We start from the raw sequence: 22,334 nt of genomic DNA on the forward strand, positions 1-22,334 counted from the left end.
GATATTTTACGTTCTTTTGTTGTTTAACGGTCAATGTCGGGAATCACAAAGTCGATGGCAGCACCAGTTGCCACAAGGTCGGCAATCTTCTGACCACGAAGCATAGGATCAAGCGCACCGGTAAGCGAAAGTCCCATAGGACGCATCTTCAAGCGGTAAGGACTCTTGTCGCCACGTGAATCGAGATAGACACCAAACTCACCGCTGGCTCCCTCAACAGAGAAATACCATTGTCCTTCGGGTACCTTGATAATGGGTTTCTGCTTCACATAGAAGTCACCGGCAGGAATATTGTCGATGAGTTGCTCAATAATGCGCAGACTCTGATACATTTCCTGAATGTGACAGGTATAGCGGTCCATTGTATCGCAACCAGTCATAATAATCTGATCCCATTCAACCTTATCGTACATATCATACGGGTGGTTCTTACGTACGTCGTTCTTCCAACCAGAAGCGCGACCAGCAGGACCAGTTACTGCATAGCTGATACAATTTTCGAGATCCATCGGACCAACTTTCTCAAAACGATTGTGAGTAATGATATTGTCACCAAACACATCAACATACTCCTGAATCATTGGCTTGAGATACTTCACGAGCGCCTTCACATTCTCCACGAAGTTGGGATCAATATCATCCTGCAGACCACCGATGCGGTAGTAGTTCTGGATGAGGCGTCCACCAGTGGTTTCCTCCATGCAGTTGAGCACATGCTCACGATCGCGCATAGAATAGAGGAAGGCAGTCAATGCACCCATGTCCTGTGCACAGCATCCCACATACAGCAAGTGTGAGTCAAGACGCTGCAACTCGTCCATGATGGTACGGATATACTTGATACGGTCGGTCAGTTCGACACCCATACCCTCTTCTATCACTCCTACCAGCGCATGACGATGCATCATTGCAGAAAGATAGTTCAGACGGTCAGTCAGTGCGAGCGACTGTGGATAAGTATAGCTTTCACACATCTTCTCAATACCGCGGTGGATATAACCCAAGTGGGGATATACACGCTTCACGGTCTCACCATCAACCACGGTCTGCAAGCGAAGCACACCATGGGTAGAAGGGTGCTGAGGACCGATGTTGATGACATAATCGTCGTCGGTAAAGAGTTTATTCTGCTTCGAACAGAGATGACCATCCTTGTCGAGCCAGTATTCCATACCATAGTCAGGCTCTTTATCGTCTTCAAGCACATAGTCATCATTAAACTTCCAATCCTTGCGGAAGGGATGTCCTTTGAAGTCATTGCGGAGGAAGAGACGACGCATATCGGGATGACCGAGGAAGAGGATACCGAAGAAGTCATAGACCTCGCGTTCCAACAGATCGGCAACGTGCCAGATATTGGTCACAGTAGGAATCACACTCTCACCGTCAACCACCTTAGCAAGCATTTTCACGCTGCAACGCTCATGGCTGTCGGTATTTTCGAGAATATAGACACAGCCAAGGCCTTCTTCAGCACCGAAGTCCTCACCAACAATAGTTACAAGATAATCAAAGTGTTTCTTGTCCTTCAAGTTCTGCATCTCTGAGGCGAACTTGTCGAAATCGAATACTAAATGCTCAAGTTTCATGCGTTCTCCTCCTTCTCTTTCTTCATTTGTTCTACAAACTCCTGAGGCACATCGGTCACCACAATAGGTTCACGGCGATGATCACCCAGACGGCGTGCAACGAGTTCCTCGTTTGAAACACCCAGTTCGCGCTCAGCCTCCGACTGTTTGTGGTTCGCACCACCGAAGAACTTCTCGATTTTCACCTTACGCTGCAACTGCATCATACCATACATGATAGCCTCTGGACGTGGAGGACAACCAGGAATAAACACATCCACTGGTACAATTTCCTCAATACCCTTCACCACATGATAGCTTGACTTGAAAGGACCACCGCTAATGGCACATCCTCCGACAGCTATCACATATTTTGGTTCAGCCATTTCATCGTACAGACGCTTCAAGGCAGGAGCCATCTTGTGGGTAATAGTACCGGCACACATGATCAAGTCGGCCTGACGGGGTGAGTTACGTGTCACCTCAAAGCCGAAGCGTGCAAAGTCGTAGCGTGAGCATCCACATGCCATAAACTCGATACCACAGCATGATGTAGCAAAAGTCAATGACCAGAGTGAGTTAGAGCGTCCCCAGTTGATCAACTGGTCGAGCGAACCTGTCACAACATTGACACCGCCTTCGTGCAGATCGTCAATAAGTTTCTCCAGTGTGGCATTGTCTTTGAATTCCTCGTAAGGAATACTCTTGATTTTCGGCTTTATTTCCATTCAAGAGCTCCTTTCTTCCAGGCATATGCCAGCCCGAACACTAATACAACCAAGAAGAAGCCGATGCTCAACAATGCTGCAACACCCATCTCCTTCACTACTACTGCCCATGGATAGAGGAAAACAGTTTCCACATCAAACATGAGGAAGAGGATGGCAAACAGATAGAAGCCTACACTAACCGGCAACCAAGAAGAACCATGAGTAGGAATACCACACTCATAGGGCTCGCCTTTTACCTTGTTGTAGCTTCGCGGACCAAGAAGTTTGGCCATCACATACGCTGCCACCACCAATGTAATAGCCGTCACGAGGACGGTAATTAACAAAGTAAAGTTCATAAAAGTTATAATATTATAATATCGATTTTGCTTAGCGCTTGCAAAGGTACTAACTTTAATCGAAACCACGAAACATTTTAGCATCGTTTTCTCGCTTTTTTCGTGCTTTTTCAAATAAGATACTGCCCGCACATTCACATTTCACATCACAAAGGATAAAATGCCACATTTACCGACCGTTAACTATCAAAGTGTAAAGCATCATATACAACACGCTACCACAGTTTCTATTATCTGCTTACATTTTGCTTTCTCGCATAATTCAAGGTGGCACTACTTTAATTTTAGTTAATTTATGGTAGAAAAATAGGCAACGTCTTTGTTTTTTGAATAATAATTTAGTAATTTCGCAGTCGAAAAACAAAAATTCCAAAAACAAAAGAAATATGAAAAGAATCCTAACTCTAATGCTGATGCTGGCAATGGTTATAACCATTTCAGCAGAGAAAAAAGCCAAGTACGTGTTCTATTTTATCACAGACGGAACAGGTGTAAATACTGTGCTCGGTGCCGAGATGTATAATGCCGAAATGCAAGGCCGTATCGGTCGTGTACCATTCTGCATGACCTCATTTCCCATCGTAGGTGTAGCCTCTACATATTCTAACAATAGTGGAGTAACCGACTCTGCCGCTTCCGGTTCAGCTCTCGCCACAGGCGTGAAGACCGAGAATGGTGCTCTTGGTATGCGTCCCGACCTCAAGACACCCGTTACCTCTCTTGCCGTATGGGCAAAAGAAGCAGGAATGAAGGTTGGTGTGGCATCAAGTGTTACCATAAACCATGCTACGCCCGCAGCATTCTATGCCCATCAGCCCAAGCGCTCATTGTCCTATGACATTGCCAAGGATATGATTGCTACCGACCTCGATTTCTATGGCGGTTCAGCTGTTGAAAAGGCAGAAGATCCCAAGAATCATCCTGGTGCTCCCTGCATTTATAAAGAGATGGAGAAAGCAGGATATGCTGTAGCTTTTGGTATGGCAGACTATCAGAAAAAAGCCAAGAAAGCCAAGAAGATGTTGCTTGTTCAGGATCCAAAGCACCTGAATCCTGCCTCAGACATATACTCTCTCCCCTACGCTATTGATGTTAAAGACGGCGAGATGACCATCGAAGACATTCTCCGCGCAGAAATTGAATTTCTGATGCGCGACAATAAGAACGGTTTCTTCTTGATGAATGAGATTGGCGGCAAGGTCGATTGGGCATGTCACGGACATGATGGCGCCACAGCATTTGCCGAGGTTGGTGCTGTAGATCGTTGCATCAAGATTGCCTATGAATTCTACAAGCAGCATCCCGACGAGACACTTATCGTGCTCACCGCAGACCACGAAACTGGCGGTTTAGTACTTGCCAACAACGGTCTCTATGCTTTGAACCTCAAAGCTCTGGGCAACCAAAAAGTAAGTATCGACGGATTCACACAGGTTCTCCGCGATCTCCGCAAGCAGACTTCCAATAAAGTTACATGGGAACAAGCCAAGCAAGCTCTGACCGACAACTTCGGTTTCTGGACTGCATTGGAACTCACTAAGGACGAAGAGGCATCTCTCCAAAAGGTATGGCATGAATCTTTCGAAGGCAAGGCAGAGGATGTGAAGAACGAATACACAGCCAATGAACCCCTTGCTGAAGAAGCCAGACACATCATCAACACCAAAGCTCTGATCTCATGGAGTACAAACGGTCACTCTGCAGGTCTCGTTCCTGTATATGCTATCGGTGTAGGTTCTGAGCAGTTCATGGGTCACAACGATAATGCCCAGATTCCTGTCAAGATTGCCAAGGCAGCTGGATACAATATTCCAGGATATCTGAAATAAGAGAAAATCACTTATCAGACTCCACCAATTGCAGAGTCGATAGATGATTGAAATACAATTCCCCAAACAACAATCCCAAGTGTCAAGCACTTGGGATTGTTAGTTAATGCAACCTAAATTAATATCAAACCGTGCGCTCGATGATTTCGAGACACATACGGCTATTGTGATAAGGACACTTCCAGAATCCGGCTTTGTCATCATCCAGATTCAAAGTACCATCTTTACGACGGCTCCAGTGCCACTCGCCATTTTCATTGTCTATAAGGTTCTCCTTAATATATGTCCAACAGTGTTGTGCTTTCTGCAAAGCAGACTCGTCACCGAAATACTGATAGATATTAAAGAAACCTACCACTGCTTCAGCCTGTACCCACCAATGGAGGTCGCTATCCACATAGCCAGTGTCGAGATTAGCTTCATGAACCATAGAACCATCGGCATTAAGTCCTTTCTCTGAAGCTTTCGCCACCATTTCAACGATGGGCTCCACCTTCTTCAATACTTCAGCATCACCCAATACAAGGGCTGCCTCATGAATAAGCCATGAGCATTCGATATCATGTCCATAACTCTCCAATGCTCCTGCACCTCGTTTCCAATCCATATCGAAGAAAAGATCGAGATGATGGGTTTCTGGATTGAGGATACGGTCTGTGAAGATATCTATCAGATTATGCAGAGAAGCCTTCAGTTCATCTGATTTCCATACGCGGTACAGATTGGTATAGGGTTCGATGATATGGAGATGGGTATTCTGCGACTTAGGATAGTTGGCATCAAGTTCCGACAAACGCATATCGGCAATCGGTTGCCAATCGCGTGTCATAGCCTCAATATAACCATTATATTCATGGTCGAGAGCATGTTCCTCAATGCATCGGTAGAGATCGATTGCCACTTTCAATGCCTCTGCATCACCTGTTGCACGTGCATACTCCGACATGCCGTAGATAGCAAACCCAATGGCATAAAACTGTTTCTTGGTATCAAGAGGTTTGCCGTTGCAGTCAAGACTCCAATATACGCCACCATATTCAGGATCAATAAAATAATCGATGATATAATGCTTAGCGCGACTGGCAGCCTCTAAATATGCTTTATCGCCCAACACACGATAGGCAGCAGAGAATGCCCATAGGATACGAGCATTAAGGATAGCCCCTTTCTCGGCATCGGCATGCAAATGTTCATGTCCGTCGATACGTCCATAGAATCCGCCATGCTCTTGGTCCACCATCTTGTCGAGCCAGAAGCGCAAGATGTTCTTCTGTAGAACATCCTGCATTTCTGTTTTCATTGTAGATACAATATTACTCATCGTTATTTCTTAATTGGGAATTTATACGCCAACAGCATCAGCAGCAAGGCGATTGCTGCGGGGAACAGAGAGAATAGCGACCATACCATTGTCAGCACCGAATCGGTAACAGAAGCTGGATCGATAATCGTATTGCCAAAATCGTCTGTAATCATATTGGCACCTGCCCAACCAAGCAACAGGGCAATCAGCGAACCAGAAATAGCCGTACCAAACTTCTGCGACATAGTACCTGACGAGAAGATCAGTCCTGTAGCCGAGGTTCCAAAGTGTTCTGTATGATAGTCCGCCACATCGGCATACATAGACCAAAGCAATGGTGAATAGATACCGATACCCATTGAAGTAAGGATCACCAGACCAACCATCACGCTGATATACGCAGGATCCATTGGTATGAAGAAGAATGCTACCGATGTAACCAGGCAGAATACCGCAGCCCAGAAGAATGCCATACGTTTTGATCCAACTTTCTTGGCAAACCAAGGAGCCACGCCACCGAATACCATACAGGTAACTTCACCGAATGCCATGAATACTGTGAAGTTGATAATCAGGTTATCGATGGTCACATTGCCATGCAGACAGTAGTCAAACATATATCCAGCTACTGCGTAACGGAATCCGTTGAAGAAGTTGGTACAAATAGCCATGGCAGTCATGTAGAGCCATGCCTTGTTGCGAACAAGGTCACCAAACTGTCCAAACGAGAATTTTTCAGCTCTTACTGGTTTCAGACGCTCTTTAGTAAGCAGTCCGCATGCCAGCGTCATGATGGCAGCAACTGCACCCAGTACAGCGCCAGTCACGGCATACTGATGTGCTACACTACCTCCAATCCATTTCTGGAGATAGGGAAACGAGAGCAGGGTGGCAAATCCCATGGCATACGCCCCAATCATGCGATAGGCAGAGAATTGGTTTTTCTCGTTGTCATCTTCTGTCATCACACCCAGCAACGATCCGTACGGTACATTGACCATGGTATAGATCGCCATCATCAGCAAATAGAGTGTATAAGCATAGATGCGCTTACCCATATCTCCGAAATCAGGTGTAAAGAGCAGCAAGGCGAACACCAGTCCGAACGGAATAGCTCCGAAGATGAGCCAAGGGCGATAGGTGCCCCATCGTGACTGTGTTCTGTCGGCAAGACTTCCCATCAAGGGGTCTGTTACGACATCGAACATACGCGCTACAAGCATCAGCACAGCGGCATCAGCAAACGACAAACCGAACACATTGGTAAAGAACAACGGAAAGGCGATAGACATCACTTTCCATACTATGCCGCCTGCAGCGGCATCGCCCAGTGCATATGCTATTTTTTCCTTAACACTTGCCATAAATAATAAGGTGTTTATTTGTTCAACGACTTGTTTTTAGCCACCAGTTTTTTGATGGTTTCCACACTAAACTGTGTGCGGTATCCGTCAGCAGGTGTGTTCATGCAGTAATCCACCAAGCGATCGATGGTAGAAGTAGCCACATGCATGCGAGTATCGGAAGAAGCATAGTAGATGAACACTTTGCCATCTTCGTCGGCTATCCAACCATTGGTAAACACAACGTTCATCACGTCGCCAATATATTCCTCACCCTGTGGTACGAGCAGATATCCGCCTGGTTCTGCAATGACCTTTGTAGGATCTTCCAACGAAGTCATATACATATAGAGCACATAGCGCAGGCCGCTTGCACATCCACGTACACCATGGGCAAGATGCAACCATCCTTTATCGGTTTTGATGGGATGAGGACCTTCACCGTTCTTCACCTCCTGAATGGTGTGATAGTGGCGTGCGTTGATAATCTTCTCTTCTTTGATTTCTGCATGGGTGATGTCATCAACAAGTGCCCAACCGATGCCACCGCCTGAACCGGTATCGATGAATCCATCCTGCGGACGGGTGTAGAAAGCGTATTTACCCTCTACAAATTCAGGATGAAGCACCACATTACGCTGCTGGCTCTTGGTTTTCAAGTCTGGCAGACGTTCCCAGTTGATCAGATCTTTGGTACGTGCGATGGCAGCCGTAGCAGTAGCAGCGCTAAGGTCGCCGGGCTGAGCATCGTCGTGACGCTCGGCACAGAATACGCCATATATCCATCCATCCTCATGGGCGGTAAGACGCATATCGTAGATATTGGTAGCGGGAATCACATCTTCAGGCATCGTGATAGGCTCATCCCAGAAGCGGAAGTTATCCACGCCATTGGGACTTTCTGCCACAGCGAAGAAGCTCTTGCGGTCTGCACCTTCCACGCGAACTACCAACAGATACTTGCCATTCCATTTGATGGCACCAGAATTGAGGGTAGCATTCATCATGATGCGCTGCATCAGATAGGGGTTATCCTTTTCGTTAAAGTCATAACGCCACTCCAACGGAGTATGTTCTGCAGTAAGAATAGGATTCTTCCAACGGTCATAGATACCGTTACCCCACTCTTCCATTTCATTTTTCTTGGTCAGCAGCGCCTCATGATGAGCACGCAGAACCTTTACTTTTTCGTCAAAATTGCTCATTTTGTTTTGATGATTTATTGTTTTATTATTATTTAATTTTCTTAATATCTTTCAGAAAGAGCGTATTCTCAGCCTCATAGAGTTTCTTAAAATCCTGTGCGCAAGGCAACGAGGGAGACGGTCCGAAATATTCTTCCTTATAGTTGCGCCAAAGCAAGAAGTAACTGATGGGATAGCGATCCATTACAGGTTTCAACACGCGCGTCCACCAAGTTGCATCAGGCATATTCTTCAGTCCACACTCAGTCATGGCAAGCAGTTTACCGTTGCGCTTAGCAAAGTCGCTGAGGAAATTGAGGTCGGCTGTAACCTGGCTTACGAAGTCGGCTTCTGTCCCCCACTGGTAAGCATCTTCACCAATCAGCGTCACTCTATCATTACCGGGATAACGCTGCAGGAATCGTTCTTCGGTCCATCCGCCATCAAGGTTTGGCGAATAGCTCCACAACAGATTGTCAAGTCCTCGACCGTTGAGATAGTCTTGCAACATATTCCAGAGTTGGCGATATTCGGTATCGGTACAGAGTTTCTGTCCCCACCAGAACCATGATCCGTTATTTTCATGCCATGGGCGGAAGATGATGGGTACGGGTTGTCCCTTCTTGGTCTTCAGGCTGACGAGGAAATCGCCTACGCGCTGCATCCATGTTTGGAATTTAGCATGACACTTCCCACCTGGCAATATGTTCTTTACTACCGTAGAGTCAGTAACATCCCATGCTGTTCCTCCCGTAAGTGGGTTGCGTGGGTGCCAACTGATGGTAACAATACCTCCACGTTCGTAGTGAGCAATGAGTTCATCGTGTATACGAGTAAAAGGCACACTATCGAGATTTTTCTTGTCGTCCATCTCTATGCCTCCGAGATCAAATCCCATCAAGGCAGGATAGTCGCCTACGGTTTCAAGCACATCACTTCGGTTTTGTTCCCATTCCCATGTCACTCCATAGAAGGGATCATCCTGATGTGCCATCATGTAACCTTTGGGTTGCAAGAGGCGCAACCGCTGTTCCAGTTGTTTGCCGCCATCAATTGTCTTCTTTGCCATGATTTGTAGTGGGCAACCTGCCAACATCAAGGCAGCCATGGCTATCATTGTCATCATCTTCATGGTTTGATATTCATTTGAGTGAGCAACCAGTTTTCCCATTCATCCCATTGTTCCTGATACCAGAAATGGGCTGTCTGCTGATAAGGCGTGATAGACTTCGGACCTTTCACTATATTATAGGTCGCCCATGCTGTAGTGGGTGGCACTACGTCATCATTATATCCAAAGGAGAACCATCCGGTTTGTGCATTGGTGATGCGGCGTGCGAAGTTCACTCCGTCGTAATAGCGTGAAGTCTCGATTTGTTTCTCCATTCCCTTGCCTTTGTTCCAATAGAAATAGTGGGGCCATCCGCAAGCCACGCCTTTCAGCGAAGCGGTATGGTCGCAAAGTGCTGCATGCACGGGAGCGTAGAATGTGATGCGGCGATCGAGTCCGGCTGTTGCCAGCGAGAGGAATCCGCCCTGACTTGAACCAGTCACACCCAGTTCTTTGCCGTTCCATGGTGTGTATTGTTCGATATAGTCGAGTGCACGAATACATCCCAACACCACATGTTTATAGTAGCTCTTATCGCGATTGTCCATGCCAAATTCCCAATATCCGTTGAGTGCACCCTGTCCGAGGTCGTCATAAACAGACTGCTGCATGGTAACGGGAATGCCATGAATACCTATTTCGAGCGTCACGGCACCTTTCGATGCGGTATAGATGTCGCCACCATAGGGGCGCACACCTGCACCAGGCACACGGAGCAAAGCGGGATACTTACCCGGCTTTACGGGTTCGCAGAGGATGCCATAAGTGCGTGATCCCCAGCGCACATTCTGGAAGCTCACTTCATAGACGTTAACGTCTTTGGTGCAACGTTCTGGCAAGAGGCGCTTGGTAGGATTGAGGTCTGTATGGCGTGCTTCGCTAATGGCATTCTGCCAGAACTGGTCGAAATCGGCAGGATTGACCGTTGTAGGTTTCAACTGTTCGGGTGAGAAGGCTGCAGCACATGCGCCTTTATATTCCTTACCTCCGATAGTGGTCTTCACATCCACGCGGTAGAATCCGGGTTTGGTCATCTTGCCCTTTACGGTCAAGGTACCGTCTTTAAGCACTACGGCGGTTTTCTTCACATCTTGATACATCTCCGGCCCTGCCTCATAGTCGATAACGGCTCCGGCAAGGGGTGTTGCCGATTTGGTAACAGAGATACGGAAAGTTGCGGTCTCTCCTACTTTGTAGGTCCAATCCTGATGATCGGGCACTACGTTGACCTGGATATTGTAGCCTCTGATTTGGGCTGCCACAGGCAGCACGCAGACAGTAGCCAGCAACAGCAGGAGTGTCTTCATAAAATGTTTCATGTTCTTAGTATTTGGATTTTTGTTGTTTTATCATCTTAATGGTTCGTGGGGAGTGTCACGACATTACTGTCGCTCATAGCGCTCTTCCACCAAGCATCGCTACACATGGTGTCTGTAGAACCTTGCTTGCCTTGGTACCACACCATGAAATGTCCCCATTTGGCACCAGCAGTCCAGCAGTTGCCGATATTTCCCTGCTCGCCATTATCACTCTTACCACATTCACCCAGCACAATCATCTTGGTAGGATAGGCAGCTTGCAGTTCTGTAAACTCCTGTTTGTTTTTCTCCACACTACAGCCATAGAGATCGCGTGCCACCATATCTACATATTGGTCACCGGGATACCAGTCGTTATCTTGGTTGTACTTTGTGGCGTCGCCGTTAAAGTTTTGTGAGGTCCATATCCAGATTAGGTTTTTCACCCCTTTCTGTTTGAAATAGTCGAACATAGCTATCCAGAGTTTTTTATAGTTGGCAGATCCTTCTGCACCCCACCAGAACCAGGCTTTGCCCCAGCTGGCACCAGATTTCAGGGTAGCATTTCCTGCACCTTCATGGAATGGGCGCCATGTCGCAGCAATTCCTGCATCTTGCAGTTTCAACAAGACAGCCGCCACTTTATCCATTTCTTGATAGAACCACTTGTTTTCCCACGTGCCTTCTTTCAGCGCATTAGAGGCATTGAACGTGGTTTTTGTAGGATCACAAGTCACACCAGAACCATCCATCTTGACTTCTGTATTCTCACTTGTAGGCACATTGAAATGCCACATCAACTGAACAATACCGCCTTTGTCTGCCCAATTCTTTACGGGAGTAATGTCGTTATAATTAATCCATCCGTTACTACCCTGATTAGGCACATAGATATGGATAAAGTCGAAACAGTTCATGGCGGGATATTTACCTGTCAGCGCCTTGACCTTATCGGCAATTTTTGTATTCCAGTTCACATCAGCCATCACACTACTAATCACCTTTTTGCCATACAGACCCAGGAAATAATCATAGAGATCTTTTACCTGTTGGGTTTGTCCTGCCACGAGAGTCTTTGTGATGTTGACTGCGGGAGTTTTGTAGGTTGTGAAACTGAAACTGTAGGCTGCGGTAGTATTTTTCACCAATCCGGCAGGAATGGTTATAGCTACAGTAGTGCCCTCATCGGGGCAATTAGCTTTGATAGTGAGTGTACGTGCAGAACTCTTCAGACTCTTTACCGTACCGCCGGCAATCTGTACTTTGGCAACATCAGTAGAAGTCAGCGTGATGTTCTGGTCATATTTCACATCGATAGTCACATCACCCACAGCAATATCTTTTGCACCATTTGCAGGTGTGACCGATACCACATTAGGAACTGTTGGTTGATTACCACCACCGACATCATTAGGATCGTCACCACCACATCCCACTGCCAATACGGCAGCAGCAACCATCATTAGAAGTTTTGAAATTTTCATGATTTATATATTTATATTCTCGTTTTATGTATTTCGTAATATTCGACTGCAAAGTTAGTGGTTTTTTCTGAAATAGACCGATACTTTAATGACTAACTCGCGTACTATTACTTTTATCTTTCAGATTACACAATTCAACCTTGTTATCAACTGAATTTAAGTCCCATTCTTCACATGCCTCATCCCGAATCCATCCCGAAAGCATCCCGAAGAAAAAAGTATCATTACACCTATTATTTTTCAGATTTATGAAGTGGTAAGCGTGATAAAGACTGAACTCAAAATCACATACAAGAAATTTAGTTTTTAAAAAATTTCGACCACACGACCACAGATCCGTTTATCACACTATCTATCAACACTTTAAAGTGTGGTCGATAGTATTTCTATCGACCACCCTTCGACCACCGCCAAAATTTGTCGAATTTTACATCTCAGCCCAATATGCGTATTGTCAGATATCTCCAAACCTTTGGCAAAAGTATTGTCCAACGTTAGGCAATGGTATTGCCCAACGTTAGGCAAAAATGTTTTCAAACGTTTGGCAAAAGTGTTTTCAAACGTTTGACAAAGGTCTTTTCAACGTTTGATAAAAGTGTTATCCAACGTTTGATAAAAGTATTATCCAACGTTTGATAAAGGTATTATCCAATATTTGATAAAGGTTTTTGCAATATTGCATAATAGTTCTTATCTGCTAACGTAAAACAAACGGGGAACAGTAGGAACTTTGGCTTACATCGTAAACAGGTGTTTGCAATCGATTTACGGTGGTCGATGGGTGGTCGATACAAACACCTTCGACCACCACTTAAAATACTGACCAACAGCGCGATGCACAGGTCTGTGGTCGAGTGGTCGAAATTTCACGAAAACTAAAATTTCTGTACGCGAATACCTCAAAATCAAGAAGAGGCGCAACCTCGTCGGATGCGCCTCAATTCTTTATAATCAATTACTTAGAGTTTACTCAATAGTAATCTTCGTAATCTTCACGTTGTCACCATTGGCAAGGAACGTACCGCCCCAATTCTGCTGATTGTATGCAGCATCAAGCATTGCCTGCGTGAGTGTGAACGAAACCTTACCGCCATTGGCTGCGAGATCCCATGCTGTGTACTTTCCATTATCGTCGTTGCCAGGATTAGAGAATCTTGCATAGTTACTTCCCCAGTGACCTTCAAAGATTTCAAGCTGCCATTTGGTATCGGTTGGAGTAATGTAGAAGTTGATGGTCTGACCAACAGAAGCATCAGCATCCTTCAACTCAGCACCTCCATCAGAGAGGAAATAAGGCTGGTTGCCCCAATCGTCGGCAGTGGCCTCACCTGTCCACAAAGTTGTTTCTACAGAGATATGCTCTACAAGAGCCACCTTGGTAACAATCCAGTTGGCACCGCAGATGATAAGACCACCTTCGTTAACCAACTCGTCAAGCATTTCCTGAGTGAGGGTCAAGCGATATTCTGTAGCGTCGAGTGGCATAGCAATGTTACCCTCTTTTTTATCAGCACCTTCCAAAGAAGTAGTACCTGCAAGAGCTACCCAGCCTTTACCCTTTGCGAAACGCATCTGGCAGGAGCTTGCACCTGGCTCAACGGTGAACGAAACAACGAGTTCGGTTCCTGCAGAAACCTGACTCCAATCGTAGCCACCCCAAGAGAGGGCTTGCAAAGCATTTGCCCAACTACCACTTGCGACTGCACCAGTCCAGATGACAGTAGTGATCTCGGTATTGGGGATGAAGTCAATCTTATAAGTAATCTCGCCATTTGAAGAAATAAGGCGAACACTTGTACCCTTCTTAGCATTATCAGGAGCACCAACAGTCAACGTGTTACCGCTTACAATGAACTGGCAAGCTTTTCCTGCGATTTCCACACCTGTAAGCTTGTCGCCATTAGCAATAGGCAATACGAAGGTCTGACCTGCATGGAGCTCAGCGTCAGCACCAGGGAGTTCTGTTGCATAACAGAATACAGCCTCGTTTACAGTAAGTGCAGGAGCATTTACAGTAACACCATTGGCAAGTTTCATCACAGGAGTACCAGTCTTGGCTTCCATAGGAAGTTTGATGCTCAGAGTAGTACCATCAGCAGAAACAGCATCTTTCTCTACGGTTGCTACAGCACCACCGAAGTCAACGCTCTTCACGAGGTCAAGGTCGGTACCGGTAATCTGGATAGTAGAACCAGCACTTGCAGGATTAGCGTTGTAACCTGTTGCGGTTGGCTTAACAAGAGTGAATTCAACTTCTACTTTCTGACCATTTGCCATCACGAGGCGGAGCTTGCCTTCGGTAGCTGTTTCAGGAACGGCTGTCACAACAACCTTATCGGCAGCAACGCTGATAGCTTCGCCAGACAGAGCGTCAGCATTGTCAAACTCTACTGCTGTTACCAGATCCATATCCTTACCAGAGATGGTCAGCGCAGCACCAGCCTTCACAGGAGCAGGAGCAGCTACACAGTCAGAAGGCTTAACAGTTTCAACCATAGCAGCAGGTACCTCTACGTCTGATTTGCAGACGAGATCGATAGCGCCATCGGGAGCTTCAGCAGGCAGCACGAACGAGAGGCTCTTGCCATCTTCAGCAATAGTGAATTCTGTAATCTCGACACCACCAACCTTAACGGCTTTGATCAGCTGCATATAGTCACCAGTAACGGTTACGGTTTCACCAGCCTTGGCAGTAATAGTACCTTCAGCGTCAACCTCGTTGCGTCCCTTTACCTTAGCAACGGTAGGAGTACCAACGATGAGACGGTCGTCGCTCAATACAATCTGATAGTCGAGTTTTGCAGCATCGCCCACGGTAAGGTCGGCGGTGTAGAACTGCAGTTTACCGGTCTTGGCATCCTCAGGAACCTTCACCTTGATGGTGTAGCGGTCGTGCTGGAGGAAGTCTTTTTCGCTGACAACCACGTTGTCGGCAAAAGCCATAGAGTGGATGAGGTTGAGATAACCATCCTCGTCACCCTTGATTTCAATCACATCGCCAGGCATTGCCGATGGAGTGATGCTCTTGATAACGATACCCTCAGTATAGGTCAGTGTAGATTTGGTAGTAATCTCCTCGTCGTTGTTTGCCACAAGTACTACATTGCCTACCTCAGGACCATCGTGAGGAACGGTTACACGAATTTCACTGGGAACACCGGCCTTCACCACTTCGATAGTGGTAATAGCATCAACACCAGGAATGCGTACTTCGCGAATCTGGTCGAGGTTGCTACCGATGAAGCGCAACTGACCGCCACGCATCACAGGAGAAGGACCGAAAGCATTGAGCGACACACCACCTTGATACTGGTTGGTGTCTAAATCGTCGTTGCTGCACGCTGCCAGTGACAGCCCCATAAGGGCCATCACCAACAGGGTGAATATGTTATTGATCTTTTTCATAATATCCTTTTAGTTATTGATGTGTTATTTGTTAGGAACCACACGGAGGTTGTCGTAACGGAAGATCGGGGTACACTTCGTGCCCTTAACACCACCGTTGATAGGCCACATGATGAAGCTATCGAAACTTGAGATGCTCATTGGAGACGGAGCTTTGGTACCATCGTCGTTATAAACGAACTCGGTGAGAGGAATAGTTACTGTGATCCACTCATCGCCAGTATCGAACGAACCAGTTGACTTCCAAGGATTGTAGAGTGCACGAGGCAGGTCCTTACCACCATCAGCAGAAGTATGGATGTAAGTATTGTTCTGCCAAGAGTCGTTTGCACAAAGCTGATTATTCACAAAGAGAATCTGGAGTGCACCGGCAGACCAAGGATTGCTTGATGGGATGTAAAGTTCAAACTTGAACGACATATTCTCCCAGTCAGAGAAGTCGATGATGTTGCGCAGAGGCACACCGGCACCTTCCTTGATGCTCATAGGATCTCCGTTCCAGTTACCACACCAGAATGGGAGTTTCAATCCTTCAACCCATCCACCTTCTGTTTCAACAGGACCTAACTGACAGTAAGCACCGCTAATACCACCTTCGGTAGAGTATTTAGCATCAATGTTCCATCCCTGAGGTATAACACCCTTAGGACCTGCATTGTTAGGACCGTCAAAGTCGGTAATGATGTTACGGCTGTCAGCATAATAGAATGATGAATTTCCTTCACCGTAAATGGTAGAAACCTTGATGCGACCTTCTTTTGCTCCCTCTGGAACGATGAATGAGATAGAAGACTGAGTAATCTTCTTGATATTCTCACGAGGAACTTCAAGATTCATTGAGTTGTCGATACCTGTGAAGGTCAGAGTCAGTGGCTGGTTGGGGTCATCTACAAAGTACTGACCGTTGATCTGAGCCAATTCACCTACATGAACATATTCACACTTCATTGAAGTTACAGCAGGTTCTGGCACCATCACCTTGAAATCGTATGTAGTGGTATCCTGACTCTTGTTGACCATATAGATCTTACCAGTGTTGCTGGCAGGAATCTGGTTTGGAATAGTTACCAACATGGTATGGTCTGTGATATAACTGGTGTTGAGCACAGCCTTCACATCATTGAAATACATTTCCTTGATGCTGGTCAGGTTGTTACCGACAATACAGATACCCGAACCGGTGTATGCCGAAGTCAGCAAAGAGTCCTTTGCGGCAACATCCTGTGGGCGGATATAACTGATCGTAGGATTACCATCGGTCAGTTCGAATTTATCTGGCTCATCTTCACAAGCGGTGAAACCCAAACCCAGGGTCACAACGCCAATTGCAAGGAGAAACCGTTTCATATTTCTTTTCATAATATCTTTCTGTTTCTTAAATTACACATTAATAAGAATAGGTTGCACGGATGTCAACATGTACACTTGGAGATCCAGTAGCCAAATTCGGGTTCAGAGCAACGTCCTCTGATGGGAATGGCAGTGTGAAGCTGTTGGCTGTCACATTGGGAACTTCTGTATCATAGTCATATTCAACCTGTCCGTCGGTAGTGGTGAGGTTCCATGTACCAGACTTGTAGTATGCCTTATACAAAGGATCGCAGTTCCAGAGACGGTTACGGTGCTGAGCCTTAAGTTCGGCAATACAGCTGTTTACATCATAGTATGCACGACGTACGAAATCATACCAACGGTCGCCTTCACCAGCAAACTCCAGACGACGCTCCTTCCAGATCATGTCGAAGTTGAGCGAAGTAACGGCAACGGCAGTAGGAATAGCACGCTGATGAACAGCATTGAAAGCATCAAGAGCTGATTGCTCACTGCCACGACCCAGCAGCGTCATAGCCTCAGCGTGGATGAGATATACATCAGAGAGGCGGAGAATATGGGTTGCAAGAGCTGATGCCATACGTCCGTCGGCAATACCCATTTCAGCCTGGTGGTCTGCTGCATCACCGTAGAGATGCTTCACGTTGTTAGAACCGCAAGGACCTTCGAGCTGCTCTGTTGCAGAAGCATTGTATGACTTGTCATAGATGAATTTAAGATAGTCGAAACCACCCTTGTCGCGCCAGAAATAAGCGTACTTATCGCCAGCAATCATCATGGTAGCCTTACGACGGGTGTCGATATCGGCACGGCTTGCCGGGCTCTGCCACTCTACCAGACGAGAATCCTTGCCTGTGCCATCAATCTTGATGACACCGAAAGCTTCCATCAGGTCGGTAGAAGGACCACCCCAGCCTCCCCATACAGAACCAACCTCACACATGCCTTCGATACCAAGGTCAGATTGCAATGTGTTCTGGCTAGTCCAGTGTGCACCAACAGTCCAACGCCAAGCAATCAAGCTTTCAGGGCAAGTGTTGTTGGAACCACGGAAGATGTCTTCATAGTTGTCCATGAGTTTACGACCGGAGTTATCGATCACGTCTTTTGCATAGTCTGCAGCTTTCTGCAAGTCTTCGTTGTTGAGCGAACCACTCACACCAGCCTTGGTCAGATAAACCTTTGACAGAAGACCTTCTGCGCAGTAGTAGTCGATACGACCTGGATCAGATGATTTGGGCAACAGCTCCATAGCCTTCTCCAAAGTAAGGATGATATACTCATAGACGTCAGCTTTCTCCACTTTCGACAATTCATTGTATTTGCCAGATGCCAACATGGCAGAGTTGTCGTGAATGATGGGGACATCGCCGAAGGTACGAACGAGGTAGAAGTAAGCCATGGCTTTCCATGTCAGACACTCTCCCATGCACTGGTTCTTTACTTCCTGTGAAGCAGAGGCACCTTTCAGAGACTCATATACTGTTGAGCAGTGACCAATCTCAGCCCACAGTGAATATGACATATTGACGAGGTCCTGGTCAGTACCGTTTACTGAGAAGTTGAGGTAAGGAGAATTTCCCCAGTACATATTGCCTGAGAACACCTCACCCACCTTGATGAAACCACGTTGGAAGTCATACCAGGGAGAGTTGTAGAGATAGTTCACACCAGCAATACATGCTTTATCAGAACCATAGAAGTTCTCGGTGTTGTAGTTATCCTCCGTAGGACGATCGAGGAAGTCCTCACAAGAGGTTGTCAGGAACGATGCGGTGATCAAAGCACCGATTCCCAAAACATTTTTCAAAGATATATTAAAATTCATATTGTGTTCTGTTTAGGAGTTATCAGAATGAAACATTAAGACCAAAGGTCCATGATGTTGGTGAAGGATAACGACCATTATCAAGACCAAACACATTGGCACTGGTAGTAGAAGCACCAACTTCAGGATCGTAACCGTCGTAACCGGTGATAGTGAAGAGGTTGGTAGCAGAGATAGTGGCACGAACGTTTTCGAGTCCAATCTTACCTACGAGTTTCTTATCGAAGGTATAGCTGAGGCTGATGTTCTTCAGGCGAAGGTATGAACCGTCCTGAATGAAGCGTGAGCTCCAAGCGTCGTTGTCGTTCGGGTCGTTGATAGAAGCACGTGGGTAACCACCGTTTCCTGTAGCAACCACATTAGCAATGTTGTTGTACCAACCATCGGCATAAACGCCATCGGCAGGAGCCAGATGAACACGACCGTTGACGTCGGTCAGCTGGTTGGTCCATGCAGAGTTCATGTGAGTAAGCTTCATCTTGTTGTAGTTACCGACCTTGTTGCCTACAGAACCATTGATGAATACGGTCAGATCCCACTGCTTGTAGTGGAATGTGTTGTTCCAACCAAAGGTGAAGTCGGGCAGCGGAGAACCGATATTTGTCTTATCCTTTTCGTCGATAACACCGTCATGGTTCACATCTTTATATTTAATATCACCTACGAATGTGGTGTTGCGTGAGTTATACTTGGTAGGATCGGTGCTCCATTCAGCCTTGGTCACATTACCGTTTTCGTCACGTTCTACAGTAACAGGGTTGTTTGACTGCAGGGTGTTAACAGGTGAGTTGAGCAAATCTTCAAACGAAGTATAAACGCCTTCAACCTCATAACCATAGAAGTTGTAGAGTGATTCGCCAACTACTGAACGTGCAACGACGTCAGTCCACTGTCCATAACCAAGGAGAGCGGTTGAGTTAGAGAGGCTCTTCAGTTTGTTCTTGTTGAAAGAAATCTGGAAATCTGAACCCCAAGAGAAGTTCTTGGTTTCGATAGGACGGGTATTGAGGGCGATTTCAAGACCTTTGTTCTCGATGTCACCATAGTTTCCGTAAGGTGCAGCAAGTGCTGAAGAACCGTTACCTGATGTTCCCATGAATGAAGGAAGAATCAGCTGCATCAGCATGTCTGAAGACTTCTTGTTATAATAATCGACAACGAGGTTGACGCGGTTGTTGAAGAAACCGAGGTCAAGACCGATGTTCCACTGTTCCTGAGTTTCCCATTTGATGTCCAAGTTCTTGATGTTAGCAGGACGATAGCTGGTGCCGAGACCTGTTTCCATTACTGACATGGCAGATCCCCATTTGTAACCACCGATATTTGAGTTACCGGTCTGACCCCAACCGAGACGGAGCTTACCATTGGACAGCCATTTCACATCCTTCATAAACTTCTCGTTGGTGAAGCGCCATGCAGTAGCCAAAGAGTGGAAGCCTGCCCAACGCTTGTTAGGACCGAAGTTTGAAGAACCGTCGTAACGATAGGTGTAAGTAGCGAGGTAACGGTCATCGTAGTTATAGGTTTCACGAGTAAAGAATGAAGCCATGGCAGTAGAACCGAATCCGCTACCAATCTGAGGATCACCTGTACCAAGAGATGGATTGTGTACTACATCGCTGGGAAGAGCGGTGTTGAATACAGATAGGTAGTCATACTTCGACTCCCATGCTTCCTGACCGACCATGGCGGTGAAGCTATGTTTGCCGATAGAACCATTATAGGTCAGATAGTTCTTGAAGGTCCAGTAGGTGTTGGAGTTCTTCTGTGAACGTGCCTCGTTCTGCTCTACGTTGTAGTTTCCGAGATGCATAGTGGGGTTGAAAGTCTCACCATGAGTCCATCCGAGATCCCAACCAAATTCAGTATGCCAGGTCACGTTCTTAATAGGTGTTACATCGAAGAAGATGTTACCATTCAGTTTCTGACGTTTCAAAGTAATATCGTTGAGCAGCGCCATAGCGATTGGGTTGGGGCTGGTGAATCCCTCTTTGCTCACTGATGAGTATCCGCCATCGATATTATAAATCTGAATATCAGGAGGTGTGGTCAGCGAATACATGATAATACCCTCTTCACCGTCAGCTTTCAACAGATCTTCATCGGTCTGGCTGTAGGCAACGTTAACACCCATCTTCAACCATGTCTTCAGCTGGGCGTCGATATTGGCACGAAGTGAAATACGCTTAAAGTCAGAACCGATGATAGTTCCTTCCTGGTTCATGTAACCAGCGCTGACATAGTACTTCATCTTATCAGTACCACCCTGAGCACCAATCTGATGCTGGTGCTGGAAAGCAGTACGGAACACAGCATCCTGCCAGTTGGTACCCTTACCGAGTACTGAAGGATCAGAATATGCAGGGTCTGCCTTTGTGATTTCTCCCTGAGCAACAAGGTCGTTGTAATACTCTGCAAACTCGCGGAGGTTCATCATGTCAAGGCGTTTGGTCTGACGTGACCATGTGGTAGAACCATCATAGGTGAACTTAGCTTCACCGGCTTTACCACGCTTGGTTGTGATGAGCACAACACCGTTGGCACCTTGGGCACCATAGATGGCGGTTGCAGAAGCATCCTTCAACACTTCCATGCTTACGATATCGCTGGGGTTGATGGTTGACAATGGCGAAATGGTTGAAACCGAACCGTTACCGAGCTTATCGCCCAATCCGTAGTCGGCACCAGACTGACCTCCTGACTGGAAGATCACACCGTCAACAACATATAGAGGTTCTGCACCGGCGTTGATGGTAGCTTGACCACGCACGCGAATAGAAGAGGCAGAACCAGGAGCACCTGAAGTCTGTACGGCGGTCACACCAGTAACACGACCGGCAAAAGCCTGGTCGATATTGGTAACATTTGCATTCTTAAGTGCTTTTTCGTCCATGGTAAACGAAGCACCGGCAAGATCGCTTTTCTTCATCGTACCGTAACCAACGACTACGACTTCATCAAGCATTTTTTTGTCTTCCTCCAGCGTAATGCTATAAGAGGTTTTGCTGTCAACCTTCACTTCCTTGGTAATGTAACCGATGTAGGAAATGACGAGGGTCTGACCTGGGTTAACGTTGAGTGAGAATTTACCGTCGAAATCGGTAGCAACACCATTCGATGTGCCTTTCACCACTACACTTGCACCAATCACAGGACCCATAGCATCGCTAACAGTACCCGTGATCTTCTTGGACTGTTGAACTGCCTGTACCGATGCTTCGGCATGAGCAGCCATAACTGGCGAATACGCGCCCAACAGTGAGCACGCACCCATCAACAGCGCAGTCTTTCTGATTTTTTGATTCATACTTTTAGGTATTTTCTTTAATAAAAATGAATTAACATCGTGTTAGTAAATTGTTGAGAATCATATTCTCTTGTCGTAGCCAAGTCCACCGGACCCGCATACGCTGGAGTATCATTTTGGTCTTTCTGCTGTAATTATTTTAGGACATTTAATATTTATTTTTTATTTCTTTAAGTTTTCAATGTACGGTAGTGATATCAAATCACGTTGCAAAATTAGCATATAAAAACGAGATTCGATAATATTATAATGCTTAAATATAATACTATTTCA

At 46.3% G+C, this 22,334-nt stretch carries 14 protein-coding genes; 1 reads left to right on the forward strand and 13 read right to left on the reverse strand.

Annotation, left to right across the window (positions count from 1 at the left end; translation table 11 throughout):
* Nucleotides 1–23: 23 nt before the first annotated feature.
* From CIK88_RS08305 to CIK88_RS08315, 3 genes are read right to left on the reverse strand one after another with little or no spacing between them, the layout of a single operon-like run.
* Entirely contained in the window at nt 24–1,589 is a 1,566-nt protein-coding gene (locus CIK88_RS08305) for an NADH-quinone oxidoreductase subunit C (protein ID WP_094390709.1), read from the reverse strand.
* Nucleotides 1,586–2,296, reverse strand: a complete 711-nt coding sequence (locus CIK88_RS08310; RefSeq protein WP_094435772.1) for an NADH-quinone oxidoreductase subunit B — start codon at nt 2,294–2,296, stop codon at nt 1,586–1,588. Before CIK88_RS08310 ends, CIK88_RS08305 begins: the two co-directional genes overlap by 4 nt.
* Complete coding sequence (locus CIK88_RS08315; protein ID WP_094390711.1) at nt 2,287–2,637, reverse strand: NADH-quinone oxidoreductase subunit A; 351 nt, start codon at nt 2,635–2,637, stop codon at nt 2,287–2,289. Before CIK88_RS08315 ends, CIK88_RS08310 begins: the two co-directional genes overlap by 10 nt.
* Nucleotides 2,638–3,023: 386 nt before the next feature.
* Here CIK88_RS08315 and CIK88_RS08320 point away from each other — a divergent pair, with 386 nt between their 5' ends.
* Entirely contained in the window at nt 3,024–4,466 is a 1,443-nt protein-coding gene (locus CIK88_RS08320; RefSeq protein ID WP_094435774.1) for an alkaline phosphatase, read from the forward strand.
* 124 nt (nt 4,467–4,590) lie between these two features.
* On the opposite strand, the gene CIK88_RS08325 is transcribed toward CIK88_RS08320, so the two are convergent.
* From CIK88_RS08325 to CIK88_RS08370, 10 genes are all read right to left on the reverse strand, one after another.
* Nucleotides 4,591–5,787 carry an AGE family epimerase/isomerase gene (locus CIK88_RS08325; protein ID WP_094435776.1) on the reverse strand — a complete coding sequence of 399 codons (1,197 nt, stop codon included), beginning with the start codon at nt 5,785–5,787 and terminating at the stop codon, nt 4,591–4,593.
* 2 nt (nt 5,788–5,789) lie between these two features.
* A complete protein-coding gene (locus CIK88_RS08330; protein WP_094435778.1) occupies nt 5,790–7,133 on the reverse strand; it encodes an MFS transporter in 1,344 nt (447 codons plus the stop codon).
* A 14-nt stretch (nt 7,134–7,147) separates the two neighbouring features.
* Nucleotides 7,148–8,317 carry a glycosidase gene (locus CIK88_RS08335; RefSeq protein WP_094390715.1) on the reverse strand — a complete coding sequence of 390 codons (1,170 nt, stop codon included), beginning with the start codon at nt 8,315–8,317 and terminating at the stop codon, nt 7,148–7,150.
* A gap of 28 nt (nt 8,318–8,345) precedes the next feature.
* Nucleotides 8,346–9,428, reverse strand: coding sequence for a glycoside hydrolase family 26 protein (locus CIK88_RS08340; RefSeq protein WP_158214667.1), 1,083 nt, complete (start codon nt 9,426–9,428; stop codon nt 8,346–8,348).
* Nucleotides 9,425–10,714, reverse strand: coding sequence for an acetylxylan esterase (locus CIK88_RS08345; protein ID WP_094435814.1), 1,290 nt, complete (start codon nt 10,712–10,714; stop codon nt 9,425–9,427). The genes CIK88_RS08340 and CIK88_RS08345 overlap by 4 nt, the downstream gene beginning before the upstream one ends.
* 47 nt (nt 10,715–10,761) lie before the next feature.
* Nucleotides 10,762–12,189 carry a glycosyl hydrolase gene (locus CIK88_RS08350; protein WP_254046876.1) on the reverse strand — a complete coding sequence of 476 codons (1,428 nt, stop codon included), beginning with the start codon at nt 12,187–12,189 and terminating at the stop codon, nt 10,762–10,764.
* Nucleotides 12,190–13,155: 966 nt separating this feature from the next.
* A complete protein-coding gene (locus CIK88_RS08355) occupies nt 13,156–15,594 on the reverse strand; it encodes a hypothetical protein (protein ID WP_094435782.1) in 2,439 nt (812 codons plus the stop codon).
* A gap of 24 nt (nt 15,595–15,618) precedes the next feature.
* Entirely contained in the window at nt 15,619–16,941 is a 1,323-nt protein-coding gene (locus CIK88_RS08360) for a glycan-binding surface protein (RefSeq protein WP_094435784.1), read from the reverse strand.
* A 40-nt stretch (nt 16,942–16,981) separates the two neighbouring features.
* Nucleotides 16,982–18,754, reverse strand: a complete 1,773-nt coding sequence (locus tag CIK88_RS08365) for a RagB/SusD family nutrient uptake outer membrane protein (RefSeq protein ID WP_094435786.1) — start codon at nt 18,752–18,754, stop codon at nt 16,982–16,984.
* 22 nt (nt 18,755–18,776) lie between these two features.
* Nucleotides 18,777–22,061, reverse strand: a complete 3,285-nt coding sequence (locus CIK88_RS08370; protein ID WP_094435788.1) for a TonB-dependent receptor — start codon at nt 22,059–22,061, stop codon at nt 18,777–18,779.
* Nucleotides 22,062–22,334: the final 273 nt, after the last annotated feature.

It is taken from the genome of Prevotella sp. P5-50 (assembly GCF_002251295.1).
In the GTDB taxonomy this organism is placed as follows: domain Bacteria; phylum Bacteroidota; class Bacteroidia; order Bacteroidales; family Bacteroidaceae; genus Prevotella.

Coding starts and splice junctions, on each gene's coding strand:
- CIK88_RS08305 (WP_094390709.1), bottom strand. CDS start 1,589: ATGAAACTTGAGCATTTAGTATTCGATTTCGACAAGTTCGCCTCAGAG.
- CIK88_RS08310 (WP_094435772.1), bottom strand. CDS start 2,296: ATGGAAATAAAGCCGAAAATCAAGAGTATTCCTTACGAGGAATTCAAA.
- CIK88_RS08315 (WP_094390711.1), bottom strand. CDS start 2,637: ATGAACTTTACTTTGTTAATTACCGTCCTCGTGACGGCTATTACATTG.
- CIK88_RS08320 (WP_094435774.1), top strand. CDS start 3,024: ATGAAAAGAATCCTAACTCTAATGCTGATGCTGGCAATGGTTATAACC.
- CIK88_RS08325 (WP_094435776.1), bottom strand. CDS start 5,787: ATGAGTAATATTGTATCTACAATGAAAACAGAAATGCAGGATGTTCTA.
- CIK88_RS08330 (WP_094435778.1), bottom strand. CDS start 7,133: ATGGCAAGTGTTAAGGAAAAAATAGCATATGCACTGGGCGATGCCGCT.
- CIK88_RS08335 (WP_094390715.1), bottom strand. CDS start 8,317: ATGAGCAATTTTGACGAAAAAGTAAAGGTTCTGCGTGCTCATCATGAG.
- CIK88_RS08340 (WP_158214667.1), bottom strand. CDS start 9,428: ATGAAGATGATGACAATGATAGCCATGGCTGCCTTGATGTTGGCAGGT.
- CIK88_RS08345 (WP_094435814.1), bottom strand. CDS start 10,714: ATGAAGACACTCCTGCTGTTGCTGGCTACTGTCTGCGTGCTGCCTGTG.
- CIK88_RS08350 (WP_254046876.1), bottom strand. CDS start 12,189: ATGAAAATTTCAAAACTTCTAATGATGGTTGCTGCTGCCGTATTGGCA.
- CIK88_RS08355 (WP_094435782.1), bottom strand. CDS start 15,594: ATGAAAAAGATCAATAACATATTCACCCTGTTGGTGATGGCCCTTATG.
- CIK88_RS08360 (WP_094435784.1), bottom strand. CDS start 16,941: ATGAAACGGTTTCTCCTTGCAATTGGCGTTGTGACCCTGGGTTTGGGT.
- CIK88_RS08365 (WP_094435786.1), bottom strand. CDS start 18,754: ATGAATTTTAATATATCTTTGAAAAATGTTTTGGGAATCGGTGCTTTG.
- CIK88_RS08370 (WP_094435788.1), bottom strand. CDS start 22,061: ATGAATCAAAAAATCAGAAAGACTGCGCTGTTGATGGGTGCGTGCTCA.